This is a genomic window from Faecalimonas nexilis, from assembly GCF_059731825.1.
Genome location: NZ_AP029189.1, coordinates 708,257 through 727,891, shown reverse-complemented (window position 1 = coordinate 727,891; position 19,635 = coordinate 708,257). Strand labels below are relative to the sequence as shown.

The 19,635-nt window shown below is 44.1% G+C and carries 9 protein-coding genes, 2 tRNA genes and 6 rRNA genes; 2 read left to right on the top strand and 15 right to left on the bottom strand.

What is annotated here, in order from left to right; all coding sequences use genetic code 11:
- The first annotated feature begins 107 nt into the window (after positions 1-107).
- Positions 108-665, top strand: coding sequence for a CD3072 family TudS-related putative desulfidase (locus AC6I5B_RS03535; protein ID WP_004613610.1), 558 nt, complete (start codon positions 108-110; stop codon positions 663-665).
- Positions 666-683: 18 nt separating this feature from the next.
- Here AC6I5B_RS03535 and AC6I5B_RS03530 read toward each other — a convergent pair whose 3' ends face one another.
- The 4 genes from AC6I5B_RS03530 to AC6I5B_RS03515 form a co-directional block, all read right to left on the bottom strand.
- Entirely contained in the window at positions 684-1,865 is a 1,182-nt protein-coding gene (locus tag AC6I5B_RS03530; protein ID WP_117787834.1) for an MFS transporter, read from the bottom strand.
- A 169-nt stretch (positions 1,866-2,034) separates the two neighbouring features.
- A 23S ribosomal RNA gene (locus AC6I5B_RS03525) occupies positions 2,035-4,931 on the bottom strand.
- A gap of 270 nt (positions 4,932-5,201) precedes the next feature.
- Positions 5,202-5,319 (bottom strand): 5S ribosomal RNA (rrf, locus tag AC6I5B_RS03520).
- 157 nt (positions 5,320-5,476) lie between these two features.
- Positions 5,477-7,007 (bottom strand): 16S ribosomal RNA (locus AC6I5B_RS03515).
- Together the 16S, 23S and 5S rRNA genes form the textbook arrangement of a ribosomal RNA operon.
- 571 nt (positions 7,008-7,578) lie before the next feature.
- Between AC6I5B_RS03515 and AC6I5B_RS03510 the strand changes: the two genes are divergently transcribed.
- A tRNA-Trp gene (locus tag AC6I5B_RS03510) sits at positions 7,579-7,649 on the top strand.
- Positions 7,650-7,692: 43 nt separating this feature from the next.
- On the opposite strand, the gene AC6I5B_RS03505 is transcribed toward AC6I5B_RS03510, so the two are convergent.
- The 11 genes from AC6I5B_RS03505 to AC6I5B_RS03455 all read right to left on the bottom strand — a co-directional run bounded on the left by AC6I5B_RS03505 (position 7,693) and on the right by AC6I5B_RS03455 (position 19,631).
- Positions 7,693-8,439, bottom strand: a complete 747-nt coding sequence (locus tag AC6I5B_RS03505) for a copper homeostasis protein CutC (protein ID WP_004614993.1) — start codon at positions 8,437-8,439, stop codon at positions 7,693-7,695.
- Between the two features lie 12 nt (positions 8,440-8,451).
- Positions 8,452-9,069 (bottom strand): carbohydrate-binding family 9-like protein, encoded by a 618-nt coding sequence (locus AC6I5B_RS03500; protein ID WP_004614994.1) that lies wholly within the window; start codon positions 9,067-9,069, stop codon positions 8,452-8,454.
- Between the two features lie 77 nt (positions 9,070-9,146).
- A complete protein-coding gene (nagE, locus tag AC6I5B_RS03495; RefSeq protein WP_004614995.1) occupies positions 9,147-10,586 on the bottom strand; it encodes an N-acetylglucosamine-specific PTS transporter subunit IIBC in 1,440 nt (479 codons plus the stop codon).
- Positions 10,587-10,665: 79 nt separating this feature from the next.
- Positions 10,666-11,163, bottom strand: coding sequence for a PTS sugar transporter subunit IIA (locus tag AC6I5B_RS03490; RefSeq protein ID WP_004614996.1), 498 nt, complete (start codon positions 11,161-11,163; stop codon positions 10,666-10,668).
- 12 nt (positions 11,164-11,175) lie between these two features.
- Positions 11,176-12,036, bottom strand: a complete 861-nt coding sequence (gene licT / locus AC6I5B_RS03485) for a BglG family transcription antiterminator LicT (protein ID WP_004614997.1) — start codon at positions 12,034-12,036, stop codon at positions 11,176-11,178.
- Between the two features lie 215 nt (positions 12,037-12,251).
- A complete protein-coding gene (locus AC6I5B_RS03480; protein WP_071143396.1) occupies positions 12,252-12,785 on the bottom strand; it encodes a M48 family metallopeptidase in 534 nt (177 codons plus the stop codon).
- Between the two features lie 234 nt (positions 12,786-13,019).
- Positions 13,020-13,090, bottom strand: a tRNA-Trp gene (locus AC6I5B_RS03475).
- Positions 13,091-13,216: 126 nt separating this feature from the next.
- Positions 13,217-16,113, bottom strand: a 23S ribosomal RNA gene (locus tag AC6I5B_RS03470).
- Between the two features lie 269 nt (positions 16,114-16,382).
- Positions 16,383-16,500, bottom strand: a 5S ribosomal RNA gene (rrf, locus tag AC6I5B_RS03465).
- A gap of 157 nt (positions 16,501-16,657) precedes the next feature.
- Positions 16,658-18,188 (bottom strand): 16S ribosomal RNA (locus AC6I5B_RS03460).
- 393 nt (positions 18,189-18,581) lie between these two features.
- Positions 18,582-19,631, bottom strand: coding sequence for an aromatic acid exporter family protein (locus tag AC6I5B_RS03455; protein ID WP_156555868.1), 1,050 nt, complete (start codon positions 19,629-19,631; stop codon positions 18,582-18,584).
- Between the last annotated feature and the right edge of the window lie 4 nt (positions 19,632-19,635).

The following is a 19,635-nucleotide window of genomic DNA, read 5'->3' as shown; positions in this document are numbered from 1 at the left end:
AACTTTTTGAAAAATTGAATATTTTTATATGTATATTATATTTTTCTATAACCTTTTCTTAAAAAAAATGATACAATATCTATAATATAAAGCGGAGGATTTATTTTATGAGACAAAAAATTTTATTTGTCAGCCATTGTTTTTTGAACGATGCGGCAAAATTAAAACATCAAAATTTAGAAGCTCAACAATCTGAACGAATTTCCAAAAGAGCCTTCTTAAAACAAATATTAGACAGTGACATTGAACTCATCCAACTCCCATGCCCTGAATTTCTCTTATATGGCAGTAATCGCTGGGGGCATGCTGTCTCTCAGTTCGACACTCCTTTTTTCCGTAAAGAGACAGAACGTATGCTGGAACCAGTTCTCATGCAGATTGAAGAATATCTTTCTTCCCCAGAACGTTTTGAACTCTTAGGAATCGTTGGAATCGACGGAAGTCCGAGCTGCGGTGTTCATTCGACCTACGACGGCGATTGGGGTGGAGAATTAACTGGCATTCCTGATTTAACTGAATCTATCCAGACGCTCAGAAAAGTAAAACACTCTGGCATTTTCATGGAAGTGTTTCAAAAGCTGTTAGAAGAGCGCTGCTTAAACGTTCCTTTTTTCTCTATTGAAACATTTTCATTTCCACCAAATTCAAAAATTGTGGAGAGATAATTACATATCCCTCCACAATCACACATTTCGTACTTTCTTTGTATATGCTAATCCCACACATAATATCACCGGAAATACAATTGCCGCCAAAGTTCCCATCTGCAAATTATCTGCAAAATGACCGGAAACCATTCCTACGACGGTCGGACCTCCTGCGCATCCAAGATCTCCTGCAAGCGCCATCAGCGCAAACATCGCTGTTCCACCTCTCTTTATGGACACTGATGCCATACTAAACGTTCCCGGCCACATAATTCCTACAGATAATCCGGCAATTCCACAAGAAATAAGCCCCAACGCCGGTATCGTAAAAAATACGATTCCAAGATAAGAAACCACACATAGCATGCTGCTTCCAATCATAAAACGCTGCAAATTTATTTTTTCTCCAAATTTTCCATAATATGCTCTGGAAAGTCCCATACAGATTGCAAAGAACATCGGTCCTGCCAGATCTCCGATTGTTTTGCTTACACCCAAACCTTTTTCCGCAAATGTAGATGCCCATTGACTAACAGCTTGTTCACTCGCTCCGGCACATATCATCATTAAAAGAAATAGCCAAAATAGTTTCTTTGAGCATAACTCTTTTATCGTAAGTCCCTTCTCTCCTTCTCCTATCAATGGTGCAATTGGGACTTTTGCAAACAAAATTGTATTCGCCAATGGAATACATGCCCATATTATCGCCATGATTTTCCAGTTGTCAATTCCAAAAACAGCAAAAAAGACAGTGGAAAGAAATACAACTCCAACATGTCCCCAACAATAAAATGAATGTAAAAGGCTCATTGCTGCCTCCTTATTGTCTGTTGGGCACGACTCTATTATTGGACTTACCAAAACTTCCAAGAGACCTCCTCCTGTCGCGTAGATTATCACTGCAATCAAAAGACCTACAAATGGCTCTGAACACCTATCCGGCAATACTGTTAACAGCAATACTCCACCTGCTGAAAAAATATGTGCTATTAAAATCGACACCCGGTATCCAATGCGATCCACGAATCCAATTGCCAGTAAATCCACCAATAGCTGTACTGCAAAATTAATCGTCACAAGGAGTGTAATCCTGGACAATGGTATTTGATAGGTTTCCTCAAAAGTTAAAAATAACAGCGGAACAAAATTATTGACAATCGCTTGTACAATATACCCCAAAAAGCATGCATAGATTGTTTTATGATATTGATTTTTCATCAACTATTCTCCTCCGGAAATAAATATTTTTAATTGCATAGAAGGCAATTTATTATAAAACTAAAAAACATCTGGAAATAATCTCCAGATGCTTCACTTTATATACCTGCAAAATCACATACAATCCACTCGATAAGTCTCTCTTCATCCTTCTTGTTCCTATCACCTTTTGGTTATGCCCTCGACCGATTAGTAACAGTCAGCTGCATACATTACTGCACTTCCACCTCTGTCCTATCTACCTTGTCGTCTTCAAGGGGTCTTACTAACTTGACGTTATGGGATATCTCATCTTGAGGGGGGCTTCACGCTTAGATGCCTTCAGCGTTTATCCCTTCCCGGCTTGGCTACTCTGCCATGCTCTTGGTAGAACAACAGATTCACCAGCGGCCAGTCCAACCCGGTCCTCTCGTACTAAGGTCAGCTCCTCTCAAATATCCTACGCCCACGCCGGATAGGGACCGAACTGTCTCACGACGTTCTGAACCCAGCTCGCGTACCGCTTTAATGGGCGAACAGCCCAACCCTTGGGACCTACTCCAGCCCCAGGATGCGATGAGCCGACATCGAGGTGCCAAACCACTCCGTCGATGTGAACTCTTGGGAGTGATAAGCCTGTTATCCCCAGGGTAGCTTTTATCCGTTGAGCGATGGCAATCCCACTTTATACCACCGGATCACTAAGTCCTACTTTCGTACCTGCTCCACCCGTCGGTGTCGCAGTCAAGCTCCCTTCTGCCTTTGCACTCTTCGAATGGTTTCCAACCATTCTGAGGGAACCTTTGAGCGCCTCCGATACCCTTTCGGAGGCGACCGCCCCAGTCAAACTCCCCACCTGACATTGTCCCCCAGCCGGTTCACGGCTGCTGGTTAGAAATCCAATACTGCAAGGGTGGTATCCCAACAGCGACTCTGCGGCAACTGGCGTCACCGCTTCCTAGTCTCCCACCTATCCTGTACATGCAATATCGAATCCCAGTATCAAGCTGGAGTAAAGCTCCATGGGGTCTTTCCGTCCTGGCGCAGGTAACCAGCATCTTCACTGGTATTTCAATTTCACCGGGTGCATTGTCGAGACAGTGCCCAAATCATTACGCCTTTCGTGCGGGTCGGAACTTACCCGACAAGGAATTTCGCTACCTTAGGACCGTTATAGTTACGGCCGCCGTTTACTGGGGCTTAAGTTCAAAGCTTCGCGTTACCGCTAACCTCTCCCCTTAACCTTCCAGCACCGGGCAGGCGTCAGCCCATATACTTCACCTTTCGGTTTTGCATAGACCTGTGTTTTTGCTAAACAGTTGCTTGGGCCAATTCTCTGCGGCCAGCTCTCACTGGCACTCCTTCTCCCGAAGTTACGGAGTCATTTTGCCGAGTTCCTTAACAATGCTTCTCCCGTCGGCCTTAGGATTCTCTCCTCATCCACCTGTGTCGGTTTACGGTACGGGTACGATATGAACAATAGCGGCTTTTCTTGACGCATGGCTCACGGACTTCCTTACTTATATTTCAGTACGCATCACATCTTCAGATTGACTGGCGGATTTGCCAACCAGTCTCCTACCTTGCTTGCACCGGTCTTTCCATTCCCGGCTTCCGCTTTCCACACGTGTCCCCACAGTTCTGTCATATCATAGTACAGGAATTTCAACCTGTTATCCATCGACTACGTCTTTCGACCTCGCCTTAGGCCCCGACTTACCCAGAGCAGATCAGCTTTACTCTGGAAACCTTAGATATTCGGCCGGAAGGATTCTCACCTTCCTCTCGCTACTCATTCCGGCATTCTCTCTTCTTAAAAATCCACTGCTCCTTCCGGTACAGCTTCTTCTCTTTAAGAATGCTCCTCTACCAATCATCTTGCGATGATTCCACGGCTTCGGTAGTGTGTTTCAGCCCCGGACATTTTCGGCGCAGGACCTCTCGACCAGTGAGCTATTACGCACTCTTTTAATGTATGGCTGCTTCTAAGCCAACATCCTGGTTGTCTTCGAAATCCCACATCCTTTTCCACTTAACACACATTTTGGGACCTTAGCCGGTGGTCTGGGCTCTTTCCCTTTCGACTATCCAACTTATCTCGTATAGTCTGACTCCCATACATCATCTACGCGGCATTCGGAGTTTGATATTCTTCGGTAAGCTTTGACGCCCCCTAGGAAATTCAGTGCTCTACCTCCGCAAGACTCGTATGAGGCTAGCCCTAAAGCTATTTCGAGGAGAACCAGCTATCTCCGGGTTCGATTGGAATTTCTCCCCTACCCACACCTCATCGCCACCCTTTTCAACGGATGTGCGTTCGGTCCTCCATTGCCTTTTACGGCAACTTCAACCTGGACATGGGTAGATCACCCGGTTTCGGGTCTGCTCCGACTGACTATATTCGCCCTATTCAGACTTGGTTTCCCTTCGGCTCCGGACCTTCAGTCCTTAACCTCGCCAGCCAGCGCAACTCGCCGGACCGTTCTACAAAAAGTACGCGGTTGAGCATGTAAAGCTCTTCCACAGCTTGTAAACATATGGTTTCAGGTTCTCTTTCACTCCCCTCCCGGGGTCCTTTTCACCTTTCCTTCACAGTACTATGCGCTATCGGTCACTAAGGAGTATTTAGCCTTACGGGGTGGTCCCCGCTCATTCCCACAAGGTTTCTCGTGTCTCGTGGTACTCTGGATACTGCCATGCTCACTCGTCTTTCATGTACGGGGCTTTCACCCTCTCTGGCAGGCTTTCCCAAAACCTTTCCATTAGACTCGCTCGTCAATTTTGCAGTCCGAACCCCGACCTGCACGCAGGTCGGTTTGGGCTCTTCCGCTTTCGCTCGCCGCTACTCACAGAATCGATGTTTCTTTCTCTTCCTCCGGCTACTTAGATGTTTCAGTTCACCGGGTTCCCTTCTTAACGTTATGGATTCGCGTTAAGATGACGGAGGGTTGCTCCGCCGGGTTTCCCCATTCAGATATCTCCGGATCGTAGGATATTTGCTCCTCCCCGAAGCTTTTCGCAGCTTATCACGTCTTTCATCGGCTCTTAGTGCCAAGGCATCCACCATACGCTCTTTCTAGCATAACCAACTGCTTCCATCCACGGGAATGGATGTCTGCTACACACACCTAGCGTGATGTGCGTTGGTAATAGGTCATTTTTTTAATTCGTTGTGTTCGAATGAGTTAATTATTAGTTTTAACAATTACCTCGGATGTCTTGATATTTTTCTTATCATTTCGTTTCTTGTATGCGATTTTCAAGGTACATTCTTTTTTGACTGTTTTATCAGTCATCAGAAATCAAAATCTCTTTTCATCTCTGATCACTGGTAAACCCAGTTCTTTTCTTTTGTAGATTCGGCAGCCACCTACTCTCCCACACCGTCTCCAGTGCAGTACCATCGGCCTCCCAGGTCTTAACCATCGTGTTCGGGATGGGTACGGGTGTTTCCCCTGGGCGTATCGCCACCGAAAAGTTGGTTCTTAGCGAGGTTTCTCACGAGCTTAGAATAAAACTTTGTTCTTCGTTCTTGGCGAGGTCCTTTCGAGCCTTAGTTCGAAGAACTTCCTCTTTTCAGAACACTCATAACTAAACAACAGATTTCTTTCAATCCCTTACTTCTTCCCTAGAAAGGAGGTGATCCAGCCGCACCTTCCGATACGGCTACCTTGTTACGACTTCACCCCAGTTATCGGTCCCACCTTCGGCAGCTCCCTCCTTACGGTTGGGTCACTGACTTCGGGCGTTACTGACTCCCATGGTGTGACGGGCGGTGTGTACAAGACCCGGGAACGTATTCACCGCGACATGCTGATTCGCGATTACTAGCGATTCCAGCTTCATGTAGTCGAGTTGCAGACTACAATCCGAACTGAGACGTTATTTTTGAGATTTGCTTCCCCTCACAGGTTCGCTTCCCTTTGTTTACGCCATTGTAGCACGTGTGTAGCCCTGGTCATAAGGGGCATGATGATTTGACGTCATCCCCACCTTCCTCCAGGTTATCCCTGGCAGTCTCTCCAGAGTGCCCACCTTAAATGCTGGCTACTGAAGATAGGGGTTGCGCTCGTTGCGGGACTTAACCCAACATCTCACGACACGAGCTGACGACAACCATGCACCACCTGTCACCGGTGTCCCGAAGGAAAGGCAACATTACTTGCCGGTCACCGGGATGTCAAGACCAGGTAAGGTTCTTCGCGTTGCTTCGAATTAAACCACATGCTCCACCGCTTGTGCGGGTCCCCGTCAATTCCTTTGAGTTTCATTCTTGCGAACGTACTCCCCAGGTGGACTACTTATTGCGTTTGCTGCGGCACCGAAGAGCTTTGCTCCCCGACACCTAGTAGTCATCGTTTACGGCGTGGACTACCAGGGTATCTAATCCTGTTTGCTCCCCACGCTTTCGAGCCTCAACGTCAGTGATCGTCCAGTAAGCCGCCTTCGCCACTGGTGTTCCTCCTAATATCTACGCATTTCACCGCTACACTAGGAATTCCGCTTACCTCTCCGACACTCTAGTTACATAGTTTCCAATGCAGTCCCGGGGTTGAGCCCCGGGCTTTCACATCAGACTTACACAACCGTCTACGCTCCCTTTACACCCAGTAAATCCGGATAACGCTTGCACCATACGTATTACCGCGGCTGCTGGCACGTATTTAGCCGGTGCTTCTTAGTCAGGTACCGTCATTTTCTTCCCTGCTGATAGAGCTTTACATACCGAAATACTTCTTCGCTCACGCGGCGTCGCTGCATCAGGGTTTCCCCCATTGTGCAATATTCCCCACTGCTGCCTCCCGTAGGAGTTTGGGCCGTGTCTCAGTCCCAATGTGGCCGTTCACCCTCTCAGGCCGGCTACTGATCGTCGCCTTGGTAGGCCGTTACCCCACCAACTAGCTAATCAGACGCGGGTCCATCTCATACCACCGGAGTTTTTCACACTGTGCCATGCAGCACTGTGCGCTTATGCGGTATTAGCAGTCATTTCTAACTGTTATCCCCCTGTATGAGGCAGGTTACCCACGCGTTACTCACCCGTCCGCCACTCAGTCACAAAAACTTCAATCCGAAGAAATCCATTTAAGCGCTTCGTTCGACTTGCATGTGTTAAGCACGCCGCCAGCGTTCATCCTGAGCCAGGATCAAACTCTCGTTAAAAGTGTTTGTTCCGGTTTAGATAACTGCTAGCTATCTTTCCCTTTACTGTTTTAGGTTGACATTTTCATGTCTGTTCTGAATTTTTCTCTTTTAAGAATCTTTCAGGGTTATCTTGTCATCTGTTGTTTAATTATCAATGTTCTTTGTTTTTGTTGTCTTGCGACAGCTATATTAGATTACCACATCTCTTTTCGCTTGTCAACAACTTTTTTTATTTTTTTGAGATTCTTTTTTCTGTCATTCATTTCTGTCTGTTTAAACCTCTGTTGTGTTCGCCGCATCTCTCAGCGACGAATGTTATTCTATCATGCCTCTTTCTAATTGTCAATACTTTTTATATTTTTTATTTTATTTGTACAATTGGCACAATTTGTCTTCCCATAGCTATCATTTCTTATCTACTTTCCTTAATGGATTGACCTGAAATAAAATCTTTGCTCTCATCAGACATTCCTGTTCATTCTATCCCATCTGCTATTGTAAAGGCTATGTAAATACCTTTAAAACCATTGACAAGCAGCCCCCATTTGTATTATTATACATTATATAAAATATAAACAATATTCCACATAGGGGATTGGTCAAATGGTATGATAGGAGTCTCCAAAACTTTTGGTGGGAGTTCGATTCTCTCATCCCCTGTACCTAAAAACACTGCTCAACCGTAAATAGTTGAGCAGTGTTTTTATAATGCTTCTAAAACTTCCCTGGCTTTTTTTATTCTTTCCGCGCTTGTTCTCCAAATTTCATATTCACTCATAGATGCAATTCCCATACTTACATCTTCTTTTCGATACTTCATTTCGCTGTTCAAAGTCACTTTCCCGGACATATGATACGTATGACTTCCCGTCTCTTGATAAAGTTTTGGAATGACGTTTCCATCAACGCCGCCCGCGATTAATATATCTAATTTCCCTTCCGCCTGTTCTACCAGCTTTTTAAGCAGTTCTATTCCCTCTACACAATTATTTTTCTGTCCTGAGGTCAAAATGGTATGAATTCCAAGCCGTTTTGCCTGTTCCAACGTCGCAAATGGATCTTTGCACATATCAAACGCCCTATGAAGTGTAATCGACATATCGCCTGCCTCTTCAATCAACTCCTTCATCTGCTCTGTATGAAGTGAACCATCTGGTCTCAATGTGCCGATGACAACTCCATCTGCTCCAAGTTCCCGAAACATTCTAACTTCTTTTTTTAATAGTTCATGTTCATAATTTGTATAACAAAAGTCTCCAAACCTTGATCTCAGCAACGTATGAATGCGGATATCTACGTTTTCACGAACCGCTTCAAACAATGCTTTTGACGGAGACAGTCCTCCAATTACAAGTCCACTGCACAGCTCGATACGATTTGCGCCACCCTTTTTCGCCTCAATTGCAGATTCTACTGAATCTACACAGCATTCTAAAATATAATCTCTCATAGTTTCGCTCTTCTATTCGACAATTGCCTCTGCGAAAAATACCGGAAGATGAAAATTCGGTGTTTCGCTGCCTATTGGGGCATATGCTCCATAGTGTTCAATTTCCGGGTCCTCTGAAATCTTATAAAAATTACAATAAAAGATTTTTCCAGATTTAATAGCTTCTAAATCGCAGATTTTTTTCAAGAAAGATTCTGGAATCACAAATTCCACAGTCCAATAGTCTTCTTTTATGTCTGCTTGAATTTCTGTTTCCGATACTACATCCTCTGCAATGAACTGTCGATTCTTACGTCCCTTGCCATATTTTGCAAAAAGCGCTCCATTTGAATTTATCTCAAAATTGATATACATGGAATCGTTTGTTAATGTCTCTCCCTCTTCTACAAATGACATAAATACTTCCACCGCACTATCATCACAAACTCGCTCTCTATGCTCTGTTTTAGTCCTTTTCGGATTTTGTTCTTCACATACTATCTTCACAAAAAAACCTTTATTCTCCAAATATCCAAGCCATCCATATGTTTTTGGCTCTTGTGTACTGTTCCACATGTATTTATCAATAACAAAATTTTCGCATTTTTTTATATCTGATTTTTCACAAATTTTCTTTACTGTATATTTCATAATTCCTCCTGTTTAGAAATAAGGAGATGCATGATATGCATCTCCTTATTATTTTTATGTAGTTATCTACACATTAACTATTTACATAATTTTTTGAATTCGTCTGCTACATGCTGTACCTGTGTACCAATGATAACCTGTACGCTTGTTTTTCCTGGACGAATTACACCTGCTACACCTGCAGATTTGATTTTCTTCTCATCTACTTTTGTATAGTCTTTGATTTCAAGACGAAGTCTTGTAATACAGTTGTCGATAGAAGTAACGTTTTCTTTTCCGCCGATACCTTCTAATACGATTCTTGCAACTTCTGTGAAGTTATCGTTTGCTAAAACAACTTTTGTTTCATCATCATCGTCTTCTCTACCCGGTGTTTTCAGGTTAAATTTCACGATTACGATTCTAAATACAACATAGTAAATAACAGCTACGATAAGACCAATTCCTAATAAGTAGATCGGATTCAATGCCATAGGAGCTTTGAAGCTCAAGAACCAGTCAACGAAACCGGCACTAAAGTTAAATCCTGCTCTAACTGGAAGAGCTGCAACAACTGCTACTGTAATACCTGTTAACAATGCGTGTACTACGTAAAGTCCTGGTGCAAGGAACATGAAAGCAAATTCCAATGGTTCTGTAACACCTGTAAAGAAAGCAGATAATGCTGCTGCACCCAAAAGACCTGCTGCAACTTTTTTCTTGTTTTCTTTTGCTGTGTGGTACATAGCCAAAGCACCTGCTGGAAGACCAAACATCATAACTGGGAAGAATCCAGCCTGGTACATACCTGTTACACCTTTTACTCCACCTTCAATCTGTCCCCAGAATTTACCGATATCATCGATACCAGCAATGTCAAACCAGAATACAGAGTTCAATGCGTGGTGTAATCCGAATGGGATTAATAATCTGTTGAAGAATCCGTAGATACCTGCACCGATTGCACCTGCACCCATGATCATCTCACCAAATGATACTAATGCGCCGAAGATTGCTGGCCATGCGAAGAACAGGATAAGTGCTGCCACGATTGACATTCCTGCTGTAACGATAGCAACAGATCTCTTTCCACTGAAGAAAGCAAGCGCTGAAGGAAGCTTTGTTCCTTTAAATTTGTTGTAGCAAGTTGAACCGATCAAACCTGCTAAGATACCTGTAAACTGTGTTGCGATTTTTCCGAATGCCGGAGCTACTTCTTCTACCGGAATACCTTTTAACATACCAACTACTGCTGGTGATAATAATGTTGTGATCATCAACCATGATACAAGTGCTGCAAGACCACCTGTTCCGTCATTATCCTCTGACATACCAACACCAACACCGATAGCAAATAAGATACCCATGTTGTCAATGATAGATCCGCCTGCTTTGATTAAGAAAGCAGCAATTGCGCTGTTAGCTCCCCAACCTGTAGGGTCAATCCAATAACCGATTCCCATTAAAATACTACATACTGGCAATACAGCAACTGGAAGCATTAGGGATTTCCCTAATTTTTGAAGATATTTCATCATAATTTTTCTCCTCCTTTTCTCTCAATCTTTTATGAGTTATCTTCACTTATATAAAAGTCCGCTCTGCAGACTTAAATACCTATTTTACTAATGTCATGACTTCATCTAAAACTTTTACATGTTTTCCAGCTTCTACTTTCACCTCTTTGTAATCCGGTGTATTGCAGACTACAACTGGAGAAATTATTTCAAGACCGGCTGCTTTGATTGCTTCGATATCAAATTCAAGCATCAAATCACCTGCTTTTACCTCCTGTCCTGCTGAAACATGTGCTGTAAACGGCTCTCCTTTTAAATTCACAGTGTCAAGCCCTATATGAATCAAAAGTTCTGCTCCTCCTGCTGTCTTCATAGAAATTGCATGCTTCGTATCGAAAATCATCTCAATTCTTCCATCAACAGGGGCTACCACTTTACCCACTGTTGGAATGACAGCCATTCCTTTTCCAAGAATTTCCTGACCAAATGTCGGATCACTTACTTCAGAAATTGCAACTGCTTTCCCTTCGATCGGCGATCCAATCACTTCTCCTTCTTTTTTTCCAAATCCTAATTTCCCTTTTAATGCGTTTAACATCTCTTCTCCTTTCTATTGCTTGCTTTCTTCCAATTTATGAAGTTCTATATAAATTCTTCTAATATGGACTGCAAGATACGTCATCTCATCTTGAGAGATCGTGTAATTCTGATATTTATTTTTTATATAGTCTACAACCTTTTTACTGCATTCATACTCATGCGGATACATTTTCTGAATCATTAAAGAGAGCTCAGTCTCTCCATCATCCAGCATCTGATTCGAAAAAATTCTTTGTACCAAAAACTTCAGATGTGTTACCAAACGTGAATAATGAAGGCTTTCCTCATCTAGCTTCATTCCAAAAAAATTCTCAATAATACTTAATACCTCACGAATAGTTGTAGTTATTCTCATTGTATTACTCATATCGGAATCATATTCTGCATTCACAATATGAAGTGCAATTGAAGCCGCCTCATCTGTCTTAAATTCGATTCCTAAATCCTTGCGAATCAAAGCGATTGCATATTCTCCAATCAGATATTCACTTGGATAAAAACTCTTCACTTCCCACAAAAGTGGATTAGGAAATTCCATTCCATCCTTTACTCTTGTAATTGCAAAATTGATATGATCAGTTAATGTAATATAAATGTTCTGGTTGATTCGCCTCTTCAAAACACTCTTGGCATAATCTATGATTTCCACAGAAGTCTGTATATGCTCTAATGGCATCGCTTCTAAGAGCTCCTTGAACTTTCCAATCTCACTTTCATCATTCAATCGAAAAATCTTCTCAATTCTCTCTTCTGGTATCTTCTGACCTGCCTTTGTATGGAAACCAAGTCCTTTTCCCATTACTACAATTTCTTTATTCTCATCATCTAATGCACTTACGATATTGTTATTAATTATTTTGACAATCTCCATAAAAAGACTCCTAAAAAATAAAAAACCAAATCAAAGCAGATCAATCATCATAATCTACCAGACTTGGTTTTGCCTGCCGAGCAGTAACAATCCATTAATATTTTTTGTCTAAATCTATGATAACAATATTGTACATGAATGTCAAATACTATTTTATAGATTCTTTATTTTTAATTAAGATTTTGCTAAGATTACACTCTTACTCTTCCTGTCACTTACAAATGTCTGTGTTCCAACTCTCTCAACAGTTTTCTCCTTGCCTGATAATCCGGTAAAACCTTCTCAACATGATTCCAAAATCTTTCTGAATGGTTCATCTCCTTCCGATGTGCCAGTTCATGTACAACCACATAATCTAACACCTCTTCTGGCATAAGTACAAGTTTCCAGTTAAAATTCAAATTGCCCTTGCTACTGCAGCTTCCCCATCTTGTTTTCTGTTCTCGTATCGTAATTCTCCCATAAGTAACATTCATCATCTCTGCAAAATACTCTACACGTTCCGGAATCACACACAAAGCTTTTTGAACTCCCTTCAGCCTTTCCTCTTCTGAAAGAATCTTATTGCTCATCTGCCTTTCTGAAATCTCTTTCAAATGTTTTTCTATCCACTGTTTCTTCTCCTCGATAAACATCTGCACTTGATATTTGGAAATGCCATATGGTGTCCGCACAATTACTTTTCCATCTGTCTTAATCTGAATGCTCATTGTTTTTCTATTCGAACGAATCCAATCATATTTTATCATAACCTAATATCCTTTAAAATCTAGTGTACTGTCTCATTCACTTTCAGCATAATGACACAGAATGAATTTTCAGTCTGCAAGGCGGCGGAGTGAGGCGATGCGGTGGCATCGTCGATTGACGACAACGCAGTAGAGTGGAATTCAGGCAAGTCATTATGCGAAATATGAATGATACAGCACACTAGTATACAATACGGTACAAAAAAACCGCGTAAACACGCGGTTTTTTTGTAACAGGGGATGAGAGAATCGAACTCCCACCAAAAGTTTTGGAGACTCCTATCATACCATTTGACCAATCCCCTATATACTATTGATATATTCGGAAAAGCATCTGGCAATAACCAAATGCTCTATATTATGTACCTTCAAAACCACATACAATCCACTTTGATAAGTTTTCTCTTCATCCTTCTTGTTCCTATCACCTTTTGGTTATGCCCTCGACCGATTAGTAACAGTCAGCTACATACATTACTGCACTTCCACCTCTGTCCTATCTACCTTGTCGTCTTCAAGGGGTCTTACTAACTTGACGTTATGGGATATCTCATCTTGAGGGGGGCTTCACGCTTAGATGCCTTCAGCGTTTATCCCTTCCCGGCTTGGCTACTCTGCCATGCTCTTGGTAGAACAACAGATTCACCAGCGGCCAGTCCAACCCGGTCCTCTCGTACTAAGGTCAGCTCCTCTCAAATATCCTACGCCCACGCCGGATAGGGACCGAACTGTCTCACGACGTTCTGAACCCAGCTCGCGTACCGCTTTAATGGGCGAACAGCCCAACCCTTGGGACCTACTCCAGCCCCAGGATGCGATGAGCCGACATCGAGGTGCCAAACCACTCCGTCGATGTGAACTCTTGGGAGTGATAAGCCTGTTATCCCCAGGGTAGCTTTTATCCGTTGAGCGATGGCAATCCCACTTTATACCACCGGATCACTAAGTCCTACTTTCGTACCTGCTCCACCCGTCGGTGTCGCAGTCAAGCTCCCTTCTGCCTTTGCACTCTTCGAATGGTTTCCAACCATTCTGAGGGAACCTTTGAGCGCCTCCGATACCCTTTCGGAGGCGACCGCCCCAGTCAAACTCCCCACCTGACATTGTCCCCCAGCCGGTTCACGGCTGCTGGTTAGAAATCCAATACTGCAAGGGTGGTATCCCAACAGCGACTCTGCGGCAACTGGCGTCACCGCTTCCTAGTCTCCCACCTATCCTGTACATGCAATATCGAATCCCAGTATCAAGCTGGAGTAAAGCTCCATGGGGTCTTTCCGTCCTGGCGCAGGTAACCAGCATCTTCACTGGTATTTCAATTTCACCGGGTGCATTGTCGAGACAGTGCCCAAATCATTACGCCTTTCGTGCGGGTCGGAACTTACCCGACAAGGAATTTCGCTACCTTAGGACCGTTATAGTTACGGCCGCCGTTTACTGGGGCTTAAGTTCAAAGCTTCGCGTTACCGCTAACCTCTCCCCTTAACCTTCCAGCACCGGGCAGGCGTCAGCCCATATACTTCACCTTTCGGTTTTGCATAGACCTGTGTTTTTGCTAAACAGTTGCTTGGGCCAATTCTCTGCGGCCAGCTCTCACTGGCACTCCTTCTCCCGAAGTTACGGAGTCATTTTGCCGAGTTCCTTAACAATGCTTCTCCCGTCGGCCTTAGGATTCTCTCCTCATCCACCTGTGTCGGTTTACGGTACGGGTACGATATGAACAATAGCGGCTTTTCTTGACGCATGGCTCACGGACTTCCTTACTTATATTTCAGTACGCATCACATCTTCAGATTGACTGGCGGATTTGCCAACCAGTCTCCTACCTTGCTTGCACCGGTCTTTCCATTCCCGGCTTCCGCTTTCCACACGTGTCCCCACAGTTCTGTCATATCATAGTACAGGAATTTCAACCTGTTATCCATCGACTACGTCTTTCGACCTCGCCTTAGGCCCCGACTTACCCAGAGCAGATCAGCTTTACTCTGGAAACCTTAGATATTCGGCCGGAAGGATTCTCACCTTCCTCTCGCTACTCATTCCGGCATTCTCTCTTCTTAAAAATCCACTGCTCCTTCCGGTACAGCTTCTTCTCTTTAAGAATGCTCCTCTACCAATCATCTTGCGATGATTCCACGGCTTCGGTAGTGTGTTTCAGCCCCGGACATTTTCGGCGCAGGACCTCTCGACCAGTGAGCTATTACGCACTCTTTTAATGTATGGCTGCTTCTAAGCCAACATCCTGGTTGTCTTCGAAATCCCACATCCTTTTCCACTTAACACACATTTTGGGACCTTAGCCGGTGGTCTGGGCTCTTTCCCTTTCGACTATCCAACTTATCTCGTATAGTCTGACTCCCATACATCATCTACGCGGCATTCGGAGTTTGATATTCTTCGGTAAGCTTTGACGCCCCCTAGGAAATTCAGTGCTCTACCTCCGCAAGACTCGTATGAGGCTAGCCCTAAAGCTATTTCGAGGAGAACCAGCTATCTCCGGGTTCGATTGGAATTTCTCCCCTACCCACACCTCATCGCCACCCTTTTCAACGGATGTGCGTTCGGTCCTCCATTGCCTTTTACGGCAACTTCAACCTGGACATGGGTAGATCACCCGGTTTCGGGTCTGCTCCGACTGACTATATTCGCCCTATTCAGACTTGGTTTCCCTTCGGCTCCGGACCTTCAGTCCTTAACCTCGCCAGCCAGCGCAACTCGCCGGACCGTTCTACAAAAAGTACGCGGTTGAGCATGTAAAGCTCTTCCACAGCTTGTAAACATATGGTTTCAGGTTCTCTTTCACTCCCCTCCCGGGGTCCTTTTCACCTTTCCTTCACAGTACTATGCGCTATCGGTCACTAAGGAGTATTTAGCCTTACGGGGTGGTCCCCGCTCATTCCCACAAGGTTTCTCGTGTCTCGTGGTACTCTGGATACTGCCATGCTCACTCGTCTTTCATGTACGGGGCTTTCACCCTCTCTGGCAGGCTTTCCCAAAACCTTTCCATTAGACTCGCTCGTCAATTTTGCAGTCCGAACCCCGACCTGCACGCAGGTCGGTTTGGGCTCTTCCGCTTTCGCTCGCCGCTACTCACAGAATCGATGTTTCTTTCTCTTCCTCCGGCTACTTAGATGTTTCAGTTCACCGGGTTCCCTTCTTAACGTTATGGATTCGCGTTAAGATGACGGAGGGTTGCTCCGCCGGGTTTCCCCATTCAGATATCTCCGGATCGTAGGATATTTGCTCCTCCCCGAAGCTTTTCGCAGCTTATCACGTCTTTCATCGGCTCTTAGTGCCAAGGCATCCACCATACGCTCTTTCTAGCATAACCAACTGCTTCCATCCACGGGAATGGATGTCTGCTACACACACCTAGCGTGATGTGCGTTGGTAATAGGTCATTTTTTTAATTCGTTGTGTTCGAATGAGTTAATTATTAGTTTTAACAATTACCTCGGATGTCTTGATATTTTTCTTATCATTTCGTTTCTTGTATGCGATTTTCAAGGTACATTCTTTTTGACTGTTTTATCAGTCATCAGAAATCAAAATCTCTTTTCATCTCTGATCACTGGTAAACCCAGTTCTTTTCTTTTGTAGATTCGGCAGCCACCTACTCTCCCACACCGTCTCCAGTGCAGTACCATCGGCCTCCCAGGTCTTAACCATCGTGTTCGGGATGGGTACGGGTGTTTCCCCTGGGCGTATCGCCACCGAAAAGTTGGTTCTTAGCGAGGTTTCTCACGAGCTTAGAACAAAACTTTGTTCTTCGTTCTTGGCGAGGTCCTTTCGAGCCTTAGTTCGAAGAACTTCCTCTTTTCAGAACACTCATAACTAAACAACAGATTTCTTTCAATCCCTTACTTCTTCCCTAGAAAGGAGGTGATCCAGCCGCACCTTCCGATACGGCTACCTTGTTACGACTTCACCCCAGTTATCGGTCCCACCTTCGGCAGCTCCCTCCTTACGGTTGGGTCACTGACTTCGGGCGTTACTGACTCCCATGGTGTGACGGGCGGTGTGTACAAGACCCGGGAACGTATTCACCGCGACATGCTGATTCGCGATTACTAGCGATTCCAGCTTCATGTAGTCGAGTTGCAGACTACAATCCGAACTGAGACGTTATTTTTGAGATTTGCTTCCCCTCACAGGTTCGCTTCCCTTTGTTTACGCCATTGTAGCACGTGTGTAGCCCTGGTCATAAGGGGCATGATGATTTGACGTCATCCCCACCTTCCTCCAGGTTATCCCTGGCAGTCTCTCCAGAGTGCCCACCTTAAATGCTGGCTACTGAAGATAGGGGTTGCGCTCGTTGCGGGACTTAACCCAACATCTCACGACACGAGCTGACGACAACCATGCACCACCTGTCACCGGTGTCCCGAAGGAAAGGCAACATTACTTGCCGGTCACCGGGATGTCAAGACCAGGTAAGGTTCTTCGCGTTGCTTCGAATTAAACCACATGCTCCACCGCTTGTGCGGGTCCCCGTCAATTCCTTTGAGTTTCATTCTTGCGAACGTACTCCCCAGGTGGACTACTTATTGCGTTTGCTGCGGCACCGAAGAGCTTTGCTCCCCGACACCTAGTAGTCATCGTTTACGGCGTGGACTACCAGGGTATCTAATCCTGTTTGCTCCCCACGCTTTCGAGCCTCAACGTCAGTGATCGTCCAGTAAGCCGCCTTCGCCACTGGTGTTCCTCCTAATATCTACGCATTTCACCGCTACACTAGGAATTCCGCTTACCTCTCCGACACTCTAGTTACATAGTTTCCAATGCAGTCCCGGGGTTGAGCCCCGGGCTTTCACATCAGACTTACACAACCGTCTACGCTCCCTTTACACCCAGTAAATCCGGATAACGCTTGCACCATACGTATTACCGCGGCTGCTGGCACGTATTTAGCCGGTGCTTCTTAGTCAGGTACCGTCATTTTCTTCCCTGCTGATAGAGCTTTACATACCGAAATACTTCTTCACTCACGCGGCGTCGCTGCATCAGGGTTTCCCCCATTGTGCAATATTCCCCACTGCTGCCTCCCGTAGGAGTTTGGGCCGTGTCTCAGTCCCAATGTGGCCGTTCACCCTCTCAGGCCGGCTACTGATCGTCGCCTTGGTAGGCCGTTACCCCACCAACTAGCTAATCAGACGCGGGTCCATCTCATACCACCGGAGTTTTTCACACTGTGCCATGCAGCACTGTGCGCTTATGCGGTATTAGCAGTCATTTCTAACTGTTATCCCCCTGTACGAGGCAGGTTACCCACGCGTTACTCACCCGTCCGCCACTCAGTCGCAAAAACTTCAATCCGAAGAAATCCGTTTAAGCGCTTCGTTCGACTTGCATGTGTTAAGCACGCCGCCAGCGTTCATCCTGAGCCAGGATCAAACTCTCGTTAAAAGTGTTTGTTCCGGTTCAGATAACTGCTAGCTATCTTTCCCTTTACTGTTTTAGGTTGACATTTTCATGTCTGTTCTGAATTTTTCTCTTTTAAGAATCTTTCAGGGTTATCTTGTCATCTGTTGTTTAATTATCAATGTTCTTTGTTTTTGTTGTCTTGCGACAGCTATATTAGATTACCACATCTCTTTTCGCTTGTCAACAACTTTTTTATTTTTTTGAGATTCTTTTTTCTGTCATTCATTTCTGTCTGTTCGAACCTCTGTTGTGTTCGCCGCATCTCTCAGCGACGAATGTTATTCTATCATGCCTCTTTCTAATTGTCAATACTTTTTATATTTTTTATTTTATTTGTACAATTGGCACAATTTGTCTTCCCATAGCTATCATTTCTTATCTACTTTCCTTAATGGATTGACCTTCAATCTCTCTCTTCCAATAAATCCGAAACTGTTTTGCATCAATTGACTCAATAAAGCGTTTTTTATACATCAAAAACTCTTCTAGATCCATCATAATATGATATAGTTTTGCCTCATTTTCAAACTCTTCAAAATTTCTCGGAAGAGCATGCTCTTTCATTTGCTCTAGCACCCTTTCCAGTTGTTTCATCTGTAATTTCGGATCGTTCATCTCAGTGACATGCTTTTTTACTTCTTTGATATAATCAGATATAATGTCTGCTTGTCTGGGAAGATTTCGAATTTTCTGCATCTCCGCATGCAGACTCTGCAGCACCCCACATTGTTTTAAGCGCATCTCAAAATAGTAAATATAATAACTCGGATGTGAATGAAATGTATTATTCTGATACTCAACCGCCTGTTCTACAAATTCTTCCAAATCTTTTTCCAGTGCACTGATATCTCTCCACACATGTTCTCCAATTACCTGTTGTTTTAAATATCCTGCCAATTCTTCTAATATTTCCTGCATCTGGCGTTCTACATGACGCATACTTTGTATGATATCTTGTTCATGACTTCCATTGATATGAAAGAGATTCAAAATAATCGCAATGGTAATTCCTATTGCGACAAGCAAAAACTCATCAAATATAAATGCAGCCGAAAAGTCTTGTGTAGCCAAAAAATGTGTTCCGATTACTGCGTTGACAGAAATCGTATTTCTGCACCCTAATTTATCACAAATCAATATCAGGAAAAACAGAAAAATCCCAAATTCAATCCATTTGCCAGACATCAAGTGAAAAATTCCCCAGCAAAGTGCAACTGACATCAAAAAAGTAAGGACTCTGAGGAGGGACAGCTTTAATGTCCCCCATTTTGTCGATACGAGCGAAAGCATGGCAATAATCCCTGCCGAAGGCGCAAACTGCAATCCTATCTTTTCCGCAATATAAATTGCTGCACTTCCTCCGATCGCAGTTTTTAATGCCAGAAGTAACAACTTTTGCCTTTTTAATTTTACATGCTCACTCATATGT